This window comes from Catenovulum sp. 2E275 (genome assembly GCF_025515275.1).
Taxonomy (GTDB): Bacteria; Pseudomonadota; Gammaproteobacteria; order Enterobacterales; family Alteromonadaceae; genus Catenovulum.
Window position 1 is genome coordinate 1 of sequence record NZ_JAOPFU010000073.1, and the last position, 10,513, is coordinate 10,513.

Annotated in this window: 10 protein-coding genes and 3 tRNA genes; 4 read left to right on the top strand and 9 right to left on the bottom strand. The window is 37.7% G+C overall.

Annotated features, from left to right (window positions below; all coding sequences use genetic code 11):
- Window positions 1-638: 638 nt before the first annotated feature.
- Together N7931_RS18480 and N7931_RS18485 are read left to right on the top strand one after the other, a co-directional pair.
- Entirely contained in the window at window positions 639-1,970 is a 1,332-nt protein-coding gene (locus N7931_RS18480; RefSeq protein WP_262795824.1) for a methyl-accepting chemotaxis protein, read from the top strand.
- Complete coding sequence (locus N7931_RS18485) at window positions 1,963-2,493, top strand: DUF6436 domain-containing protein (protein WP_262795825.1); 531 nt, start codon at window positions 1,963-1,965, stop codon at window positions 2,491-2,493. The genes N7931_RS18480 and N7931_RS18485 overlap by 8 nt, the downstream gene beginning before the upstream one ends.
- 309 nt (window positions 2,494-2,802) lie before the next feature.
- On the opposite strand, the gene rpmE is transcribed toward N7931_RS18485, so the two are convergent.
- From rpmE to ampD, 3 genes are all read right to left on the bottom strand, one after another.
- Window positions 2,803-3,018 (bottom strand): 50S ribosomal protein L31, encoded by a 216-nt coding sequence (gene rpmE / locus N7931_RS18490; protein WP_262795833.1) that lies wholly within the window; start codon window positions 3,016-3,018, stop codon window positions 2,803-2,805.
- A 170-nt stretch (window positions 3,019-3,188) separates the two neighbouring features.
- Window positions 3,189-4,028: a beta-lactamase regulator AmpE gene (ampE, locus tag N7931_RS18495; protein WP_262795826.1), complete on the bottom strand. Its 840-nt coding sequence runs from the start codon at window positions 4,026-4,028 to the stop codon at window positions 3,189-3,191.
- A 1-nt stretch (window position 4,029) separates the two neighbouring features.
- Window positions 4,030-4,605 carry a 1,6-anhydro-N-acetylmuramyl-L-alanine amidase AmpD gene (ampD, locus tag N7931_RS18500; protein ID WP_262795827.1) on the bottom strand — a complete coding sequence of 192 codons (576 nt, stop codon included), beginning with the start codon at window positions 4,603-4,605 and terminating at the stop codon, window positions 4,030-4,032.
- Between ampD and N7931_RS18505 the strand changes: the two genes are divergently transcribed.
- A complete protein-coding gene (locus tag N7931_RS18505; RefSeq protein WP_262795828.1) occupies window positions 4,604-5,119 on the top strand; it encodes a TIGR02281 family clan AA aspartic protease in 516 nt (171 codons plus the stop codon). The genes ampD and N7931_RS18505 overlap by 2 nt on opposite strands.
- A gap of 51 nt (window positions 5,120-5,170) precedes the next feature.
- Entirely contained in the window at window positions 5,171-6,037 is an 867-nt protein-coding gene (nadC, locus tag N7931_RS18510; RefSeq protein WP_262795829.1) for a carboxylating nicotinate-nucleotide diphosphorylase, read from the top strand.
- 307 nt (window positions 6,038-6,344) lie between these two features.
- Here nadC and N7931_RS18515 read toward each other — a convergent pair whose 3' ends face one another.
- From N7931_RS18515 to N7931_RS18540, 6 genes are all read right to left on the bottom strand, one after another.
- Complete coding sequence (locus N7931_RS18515; RefSeq protein WP_262795830.1) at window positions 6,345-7,478, bottom strand: sodium ion-translocating decarboxylase subunit beta; 1,134 nt, start codon at window positions 7,476-7,478, stop codon at window positions 6,345-6,347.
- A 9-nt stretch (window positions 7,479-7,487) separates the two neighbouring features.
- A complete protein-coding gene (oadA, locus tag N7931_RS18520) occupies window positions 7,488-9,281 on the bottom strand; it encodes a sodium-extruding oxaloacetate decarboxylase subunit alpha (RefSeq protein WP_262795831.1) in 1,794 nt (597 codons plus the stop codon).
- A gap of 18 nt (window positions 9,282-9,299) precedes the next feature.
- The gene (locus N7931_RS18525; RefSeq protein WP_262795832.1) at window positions 9,300-9,560 is read right to left on the bottom strand and encodes an OadG family protein; all 261 of its coding nucleotides are present in this window, start codon (window positions 9,558-9,560) and stop codon (window positions 9,300-9,302) included.
- 412 nt (window positions 9,561-9,972) lie between these two features.
- Window positions 9,973-10,049, bottom strand: a tRNA-Arg gene (locus N7931_RS18530).
- A 24-nt stretch (window positions 10,050-10,073) separates the two neighbouring features.
- Window positions 10,074-10,150: transfer RNA gene (locus tag N7931_RS18535), tRNA-Arg, on the bottom strand.
- A gap of 20 nt (window positions 10,151-10,170) precedes the next feature.
- A tRNA-Ser gene (locus tag N7931_RS18540) sits at window positions 10,171-10,263 on the bottom strand.
- Window positions 10,264-10,513: the final 250 nt, after the last annotated feature.

Genomic DNA, 10,513 nt, shown 5'->3' on the forward strand with positions numbered 1-10,513 from the left:
GGAGTTAAAATCCCCTTCTTTAATAAAAAAATGCAAAAATATCGCAAAAAAAGTGCTAAAGTTTTTTTATCGCTGACGATATACAATCGGGGTTTGGTGAAGAGGAATTTAGAAAAAGAAAGATAAAATTAATAAAACTTTTTCCAACTTTACAAATAAAATTAAAATTCTGCTATCTACTGGATAATTTGCTAACTCTCAAACACAACCTTCATTGGGTAGGTTAACGGCTTAGGCTTACCCCTGCACTCTATAGATAGAAATGTATATTTTAATACTGCACGGCTATAGAGTTAAAAATATGAAAAATCCGACTAGCAACCGAAAGGTAATATTTATCATTTTTTGATATGAGAATATTTGAGTTTGTGATTACACTCGCAAATATAGAATATTTTATTTTGAAAATTTGAACTGTTTACTAAACTTAGCGGTATAACACTTCTAACTTAAATACTTCGAGTGGTAGTTCAATGAGTTCAAAATTGACTTTTCCATGGACGATCGAAGCGCATAGGACGTTCCAACCTTTTTTAACCTTACTGTTTATAATTTCTGTTATTTATGCCTTTTTTTATAGCACTTGGCTTGAGTTAATCATTATCGGGTTGCCTGCTTTGGTCATTCCGCTGTTGTTTATGAAATTTCAACCGGGTTCAGCTTGGTCACGCCATGCGGTAGCTTTAGGGGCGATGATTTTTAGTGCACTACATATACATCAAATGCAGGGATTAATTGAAATCCATTTTGGTATTTTTGCTTATTTAGCTGTTTTGGTTTTTTATCGGGATTGGCGAGTTATCGTCACGGCGGTTGTCACGGTGTTAGTTTACCACGTGGCATTTTTTGTAATGCAGCTCAATTCTGTTCCGGTATTTTTATTTGAAGCAGGACATTTACAGTTTAACTTTTTACTTTTACACGCTTTTTATGCGCTGCTAGAAGGTTCGATACTGGTTTATATTTGCCGCCGAATGTATTTGATGGGGTTAGCAGGTGCTGAGCTTGAGCAAAATATTCAACAAAAAATGTATAATGAAGATACCGTTAAACTTGGTATTAAAGCTAATACATACGGCAGTATTAAAGTGCTTGAGCAATATAATCATTTATTTATCCACATTGATGAGTTAGCCAAACAAGCTAAACAATCTGCTACCAAACTTGATTCACAAGCTGATGGATTAAAAAATAGCTGTGCCGAGATTTCAAAATTAAAGGTGTTAAGTCGCCAGCATACAGACTCCATTGCGGCATCTACTGAGCAAATGTCACTAGCAATAGCAGAAGTAGCCAAAAGAGCAAATCAAGCGAATGAGCGCACAACTCAAGCTTTACTTTTAGTGGAACAAACTGATCTTGCGATAACACAATCAAAACAGGAAATAACTACGTTTGAGCAAACCATTAACCATACTAGCCTACAAATAAGTGCTTTAAGTGAATCCTGTAAAGAAGTATCTACTGTAGTAGAAGCAATTCAAGCAATCGCCGACCAAACGAACTTACTTGCTCTGAATGCTGCAATTGAATCTGCTAGAGCCGGTGAACATGGCCGTGGTTTTGCTGTTGTCGCAGATGAGGTAAGGCAGCTTTCATTTCGAACAAAAGAGAGCACAGCTAAAATCACTGACATATTAAAAGCTTTACTACAGAAGTCTGAAAACTCTGTAGCCGCTATGCAATCGTCAATTAATCAGTTAGAAAAGATGCTACACAGCAGTGAAACAATGCAAGGCTATATAAATGAAACCAGTATGTCTGTAAAAGTTGTATCTGAAAATATTGACTTAGTTGCGATAGCTACAGAACAACAAGCATCGACAGCTCACTCTATTGCTCAACATGCAAACGATGTTAAAAAGATTACGGAAGATGAAATAGAATTCTTAAATAAAATATCTGCGAGCTCCGTACAGGTATATAAACTATCAGAACAATTACGTCATGCGCTTCTCAGGTTTGAATAATTATTTAGCAGGCAGCATTTTTATTGTTTGGCTGGGAGTAACTTGCGCAGCGTTTTATTGGTTTGCCAGTGATAATTTAGTTGAGTTTGATCCAAATGCTCAATTAGCAACCGTGCTGGCAAGTCCACAAGCTAAATTAAATTACGAGGCGCAGTTAAAAAGTAACCTCAAATTAAGTTACGCTACATTAGCTAATCAAGTATTTCAGCTTGAATCTAAACATTGTCGCTGTAATCAGGCTGTAACTACACATTTAGCTACATTAACGCCTTGGCTCACCCAAAAAGGATTTAATATCAACAAGCTGGATTATGATGTGTTAAAGCAACAGATTCCGGCTTCGCCAGCCATTATTATTTTTGATGAAAATGAAGATCTCGTTTATCTGGGACCTTTTGCTTCAGGTTATTTATGCAATACAGAAAATAGCATGATTGAGTTAACCGTTAAGTCTGCGCTGGAGTTTAAACAGGTACCTAGAGTTATTTTTGATAATGCGCAGGGGTGTTATTGCTATAGTTAACCTGAGCTGCACATAAGAAAATTTGCCCAACGGGCTATTTTTCCGCACCTCATCGTTATTTTTCTGACTAATAGCTCGCTATTAGGTACAGAAAAATGCCTTGATAGGCGAAAAATCATCCTCGTTGGTACGTAAAATAAGCTTGATTTAGCATTATTTAATCCAATTATTGAGGAATTTACTTCAACATTTCTTATACGCACCTCAGGTTAGTTAGCTCTAATACAGATACAAGTAATAACTTGATTTAAAGGCAATAAAAAAGGCGCTAATGCGCCTTTTGAAAAATCAGAAACTAATCTGCAAGGATTATTTTTTAGAGCTAAGTGCACCAAAGCGTTTATTGAAGCGATCAACACGACCACCAGTATCAACAACACGTTGTTTACCAGTATAGAATGGGTGACACGCTGAACATACGTCTAGGTTTAAATCTTTACCTACAGTTGAGCGAGTTTCGATCACGTTACCACAAGAGCAAGAAGCTTTGATTGTATTGTACTCTGGATGAATACCTTGTTTCATTTGGATTACCTCTGGTCGGCCGTATAGCCACCTGCGCCAAGCTATTGCTCGCCAAGTACCATACGTCATTTATATTAAGCTTTAATTTAATTAAAGCCACGTTAATTTGGTGGCGGATTCTAAGGGAATACGCGCCTTAAATCAAGTCAATTATATTGCTATTTAAGCGGTTAGATAACACCTGTAAGCGTAAGCACGGCGATCACACACAATAAAAATAATAAAGCTCGCTTAGCGAGTTTTAATTTTAGGCATGGCTCAGTTAAAGCGTCGTTTTCTGGTACATCGACAGGCTCAGCGGCCTTTGCAACTTTAATTAAATATGCCCGCGCATTATTAAAAGTTAATAATTCAGATAACCAGACCGGCAGTGCCTTAGAAAAATGGCCAACAAATAAAAACGCGAATCCAGTTAACCGAGCCGGCAACCAAACTAAAATAGCTAATAATCGATTTGCTGCATCAGCCAGCCAGTATTTATCTTCCTCTAGCTCACTGTATTTTGCTAAATTACGGGCAAATACATAAAACACCGCCCCTGCTGCGCCAAATACTACAAACCAAAAAATCACTGCAAAATAATGTCTAAAATTCACCCAAACTAAAGCTTCACCAAGGGTTTCGTTGTTTTGGTTATCATCTTCTAATTTTTGGCCGAGTTGATCTGCATATCTAAAACAAGCTTGTTTATCATCACGGCAAGCAGCTTCAATATAATGTTGATAAGACTGCCTGTGCTGAGGGCAGCCATAACAAACAAATAAAACAAACACACTGAATATGAGTCCGGTTAATCCATGCCCTAAACTATCTTGAATAATTGCCGTCAGCAAAACAGGCACAGCCAACCAAATTAATATAAATAATTCAGCCATGTACTTGGTTGATGAATCGAAAAATTTTTGAGTGAATCCCACATATTTTTGATAATAAAAGTGATAGTGAAATGCTTCGGTAGGTTTGGTTAACCTTTCAAGCAAAACTACTAAGATTAAACTCAGTAATGTCATGTTAGTTCCCTTTGTTTTGATTAATTAAATTGTATAAATGTTGCCAGTTAAAAGCTGGACCGGGATCCGTTTTTCGCCCAGGTGCGATATCACAATGCCCGACAATTCTAGCTTGAGTTATAGCCGGATATGTTTGCTGAATTTGTTGGCAAACTGCTGCCAGCGTTTGGTATTGAATGGTTTCATAAACAATATCATCCGCCCCTTCCAGTTCAATACCAATTGAATAATCATTGCAGTTTTCAACGCCCTCAAAGCTAGACACTCCGGCATGCCATGCTCGTTTATCAAAAGGAACATATTGAATAACTTCACCTGTTCGTTTAATCAATAAATGGGCGGAAACTCTTAACCCTTGTAAATCTTGAAAACTGCTATCGGCATTACAATCTAAACATCCTAAAAATAGATCATCTATATAATTTAGGCCAAATTGTTTAGCGGGTAATGAAATACAATGAATCACCAATAAATTAATTAATTTAGGATCAGGCCTTTGATTAAAATGTGAAGATGGGCGAAACTCTACCCCTGATATTTGATGATTAATTATTTTATAAGTTGTAGGAATACTCATGGAACAACCTGATTTAAATCAAAAAACGGGTAAATGGATGAATTATGCTGCATGGATTATAGGCTTTTTTTTGTTAACTTACTGGTTTCAAAATTTTTTAGACAATAAAGAAAACCCAAACCAGCAACCAATAAGTGAATATCAGGCTGGTGGTATTGAGGTGACTTTACAGCGTAATGCCTACGGCCATTATGTCACAAACGGATATATTAATCGCCAATCTGTTACCTTTTTATTAGATACAGGTGCAACTAATGTTTCGATTCCGCAAGAAGTTGCCGAACGACTCAATTTACCCAAAGGGCCAACTCAAAGTGTTAATACCGCCAATGGCATAGTGCAAGTTTATCAAACCCGTTTAGACAGCTTAAATATTGGAGATATTCAGTTACGTAACGTCGCTGCTAATATCAACCCCTACATGCAAGGTGAGCAAATTTTATTAGGGATGAGCGCACTCAAACGAATTGAATTCAGCCAACGTGGCGATCAACTAACGCTTAAACAATATTAATGTTAAAATTGCTTAATTGCCGGATTTTAAGAATATTTTAACGACTGAATTATGACAACTTTACTGACACCCGAATTAAAAATAAGTATCACCAAACAAATTGAATATGCGCTGTATGAAGATTTAAACGGTCTTGATGCCAATAATGATATTACGGCTCAGCTTATCCCAGAAGATGAAATAGCAACTGCGCAAATTATTACTCGGGAAAACTGCGTATTATGTGGTCAAGCTTGGTTAGAAGAAACGTTTAAACAACTTGGCTCTCAGGTAAGCATTGAATGGTTTGCCAAAGACGGCGAACAGTTAACCCCAAATCAATTAATTTGCACCCTAACAGGCCCTGCCCGAGTGATTTTAACTGGTGAGCGAACTGCCCTTAACTTTATTCAAACTCTGTCAGCAACGGCTACTGCTACCGCTTTGTATGTAGATAAAATAAAACATACCTCAACTAAGTTACTGGATACCCGCAAAACCATTCCCGGCATGCGTTTGGCACAAAAATATGCTGTTACTTGTGGCGGTGGCGTTAATCATAGAGTGGGTTTATATGATGCGTTTTTAATTAAAGAGAATCATATAATGGCCGCGGGCGGAATTGATAAAGCTGTCACCAAAGCTCGCCAAATAGCACCAAACAAACCCGTTGAAGTTGAAGTTGAAAACAATCAGGAGCTTACTCAAGCTTTGAGTGCTGGTGCGGATATTATTATGTTAGATAATTATTCTCCGGCACAAATTGCCGAAGCCGCAGCTATTAATCAAGCGAGTGAAAAACCAGCAAAATTAGAAATGTCCGGTAATATCACAATTGATAGCATTGCAGATTATGCACAAGCTGGTGTTGATTTTATTTCAAGTGGAGCACTAACTAAGCACGTACAGGCAATAGATTTGTCATTGCGGATTAGATAACCTGAACTGCACATAATAAAATTTGCCCAACGGGCTATTTTTCCGTCTCTCATCGTTATTTTTCTGACTAATAGCTCGCTATTAGGTACAGAAAAATGCCTTGATAGACAAAAAACTATCCTCGTAGGAACGTAAATTAAGTAGGTTTGTTGTTTAATCCAATTGTTGAAAAATTTACTTCAACATTTGTTATACGCAGTTCAGGTTAAATAAGATTTTAGATTTTTCTAAAATAGAAAAAACAAAAGGGTTGTCAGTGACAACCCTTTTTTAATCGTTAAACAAATTAATGTTTTATCAGCAGCGTTTAACCACCGACTAACGCAAGTAAAATACCGGCTGCAACTGCTGAGCCGAGTACACCCGCTACGTTTGGTCCCATCGCATGCATTAACAAGAAGTTATGCGGATTTGCTTCTAAACCCACTTTGTTAACTACCCGCGCCGCCATAGGTACAGCAGAAACCCCCGCAGCACCAATTAATGGGTTAATTTTACCGCCGGATAATTTGCTCATTAATTTAGCCATTAGTACACCACAAGCTGTACCAATACCAAATGCAACGGCACCTAATGCTAAAATACCTAAGGTTTCAACAGTTAAAAATTTATCCGCAGATAATTTAGAACCAACCGCTAACCCTAAGAAAATAGTAATTACATTAATAAGCTCGTTTTGTGCGGTTTTGCTTAAACGATCAACAACACCACATTCACGCATTAAATTACCTAAACAGAACATCCCTACCAGCGGAGTGGCTTCTGGTAAAAATAATAGAGTAATACCCAGTACCATTAGCGGGAAAATCATCTTTTCTTTCGCAGATACAGGACGTAATTGCTCCATTACAATTTTACGTTCTTCTTTAGTTGTTAATGCTTTCATGATTGGTGGCTGAATAATAGGAACTAACGCCATATAAGAATATGCAGCAACCGCAATAGCACCTAAGAGATCGGGCGCTAAGCGCGATGCTAAAAATATCGCCGTTGGTCCATCTGCACCACCAATTATCGCAATGGCTGATGCATCAGCCAAAGTAAAGTTAAATCCCGGAATTAAGTTTAATAAAATTGCACCAAATAAAGTGGCAAAAATACCGGTTTGCGCTGCTGCACCTAATAATAACATTTTTGGATTCGCAATCAGTGCGCCAAAATCTGTCATCGCACCTACACCCATAAAGATTAATAACGGAAATACGCCAGTATCAATCCCTATGTGATAAGCGTAATACAGCAAACCACCTTCGTCAGAAAACCCCGCTACCGGGATATTAGTTAAAACAGCACCAAAACCAATCGGTAATAATAATAACGGCTCAAACTTTTTAGAAATGGCTAAATATAATAATAAAAAGCCAACCGTGATCATAATTAATTGTTGCCAATGAAAATTAGCAATACCGGTTGATGCCCATAGCGTAGCTAAACCTTCCATTTGTCACCCTTACGCTAAACTTAACATTGGCTCACCAGTTTGAACTGAATCACCTGTTTTAACAAATACATCGATCACTTCACCATCTTTAGTTGCGCGGATTTCAGTTTCCATTTTCATCGCTTCCATGATGATAACAACATCACCGGCACTAACATGCTCACCAGGCTTCACATTTACTTTAAAAATATTGCCTGATAATGGCGAGTTTAAAGTTTCAGCAGCAGACACAGATGCAGACTGAGGCAAGGTTTCATCACCGCCAGCTTGTACATTTTGAATATCCACAATTGCGCCACTTGGTGCAACTTCAACCTGATAAACTTTACCGTCAACTCGAACGCTATAAGCCGCAGGCTCACCTGCTTTTACCGCAGGCGCTTGAGCAGCTGGCTTTTTATCATCTGTTTCAGCACTCGGTACAGGCTCAAATACATCTGGGTTATTACGGTTTTCTAAAAATTTAAACCCAATTTGTGGGAACAATGCATAAGTTAATACATCATCAATTTTTTCATCAGCCAACTTAACCGACTTTTCAGCCGCTAATTTGTCTAGCTCTGTTGTTAATGCCTCTAACTCAGGTTGTAGTTTATCAGCTGGGCGACAAGTAATGGCCTCGCCACCGTCTTGTAAAACGCGCTCTAACAGTTCTTTATTAACTGGAGCGGCCGTTGCACCATACTCACCTTTTAAAACCCCTGCGGTTTCTTTAGTGATGGATTTATAGCGCTCACCGGTTAATACGTTTAATACTGCCTGTGTACCTACAATTTGAGACGTTGGTGTAACTAAAGGAATAAACCCTAAATCTTCACGAACCTTTGGAATTTCTTTTAATACGTCATCCAATTTATCAGCAGCGCCCTGCTCTTTTAATTGGTTTTCCATATTAGTTAACATACCGCCTGGTACTTGCGCAGTTAAAATTCGGGCATCAACCCCTTTTAATGCACCTTCAAACTTGGCGTATTTTTTACGGACATCACGAAAATAAGCTGCAATTTCTTCCATTGCAGTTAAATCAATACCGGTATCTCTGTCTGTGCCTTCAACAATTGAAACAATCGTTTCTGTTGCAGAGTGGCCGTAAGTCATACTCATTGAAGAAACCGCGGTATCTAACATATCAATACCCGCATCAATTGCTTTCATATAGGTTGCAGTGCTTAAACCAGTAGTTGCGTGACACTGCATTGCAATTGGTACATTAACCGCTTCTTTTAAACGGGTGACTAACTCTTCAACTGTATAAGGTTTTAATAAACCAGCCATATCTTTAATACAGATTGAATGAACGCCCATATCTTCAAGTTCGCGTGCCATATCAATCCACATATCCATAGTATGAACCGGGCTTACCGTATAAGATAATGTTCCCTGAGCATGAGCACCAACCTGAATCGCTGATTTAATAGCCGTTTGTAAATTACGAACATCATTCATTGCATCAAAAATACGGAATACATCAACCCCGTTTGTATGCGCACGTTCAACAAACTTCTCAACAACATCGTCAGCATAATGACGGTAGCCTAATAAATTTTGGCCACGTAATAACATTTGCTGTTTAGTATTTGGCATGGCTTTTTTTAATTCGCGGATACGCTCCCAAGGATCTTCACCTAAATAACGAATACATGAATCAAAGGTTGCACCACCCCAGCTTTCAATTGACCAATAACCTAAATTATCTAATTTTTCGGCAATTGGTAACATGTCATCTAAACGAAAACGGGTTGCAAGGAGTGATTGATGTGCGTCTCTTAATACGACATCGGTAATAGCTAGTGGCTTGGCCATAAAAAAATCTCCCAATAGTTATTTATTATCCTGACGATATTGATGAATTGCAGCAGAAATAGCGGCTTTAACTTTTACATCGTCTTGTTTCGCCGGAGCAGGTCTTCGAGCTGCTTGATTAGAATTTGTTGCGGATGGAGCTGGTGAATCACCACCAACTAAACTAGACATTAATTTTACTAAAAAAATGAGGATGCCTAAAAACGCAAATACAACTACCATACCTACCAGAAGTAAGTTAGCTGCCTCTAAAAGGACTGGTCCAATATTATTTTCCATATTTAGTCTCAACTTATTCGTTCATGCGAAATACGGATAGCATGAGCCTGATTATAAATCAACCAAATTAAAAATTAACTTGTGATTATTGTCGTTTTCGCCGGTAAAAAACTGGCTAAAAGTTCATGTTAAAAGCAAAAGCTTTAGTTTTATGTGAAAACATAAACTTTTAGTCAACTTTTTTATAAAAGCTAATAAGGTAAAGACTTACAGAGAAGTATATCAGTTCAAAGTTTGAACATCACTCTAAATTAAATGAGTGAAAATAAGCTGTAAAGCATCAAAAATCCAAAGTTTTTGTATAGTAACAACCAAAAATGAATTTAAAGCAGAATAAATACAAAAAACACCGCTTTCACAAATAACAAGCAGAGGGAAAAATAAAAGTGAAATAATAGAATTTGCAAAGAAATGGCGCGTGTGGAAGGATTCGAACCTCCGACCGCCTGGTTCGTAGCCAGGTACTCTATCCAGCTGAGCTACACACGCGTTTTGAGAAAGTTTAAAGATAAGTGGCGCGTGTGGAAGGATTCGAACCTCCGACCGCCTGGTTCGTAGCCAGGTACTCTATCCAGCTGAGCTACACACGCGCAATTTTATCTTACGAAAGTGGCGGTGAAAGAGGGATTCGAACCCTCGATAGGGCTACAAACCCTATACTCCCTTAGCAGGGGAGCGCCTTCAGCCTCTCGGCCATCTCACCGTTTTCGTGGGGCGCATATTAATGATTCTCAGATTTTTGTCAAACCTTTTTATTAAAAAAAACCATCTTTTTTTTAATTAGTTAAAAAGCAAGCATATTTTGATTAAATACAAGTCAACTTGATTGGTTTTTATTCAAGCAAGTAAACTAGGCTATAGATTTTAGATTTTAGATTTTAGATTTTAGATTTTAGATTTTAGATTTTAGATTTTAGATTTTAGATTTTAGATTTTAGATTTTAGATTTTAGA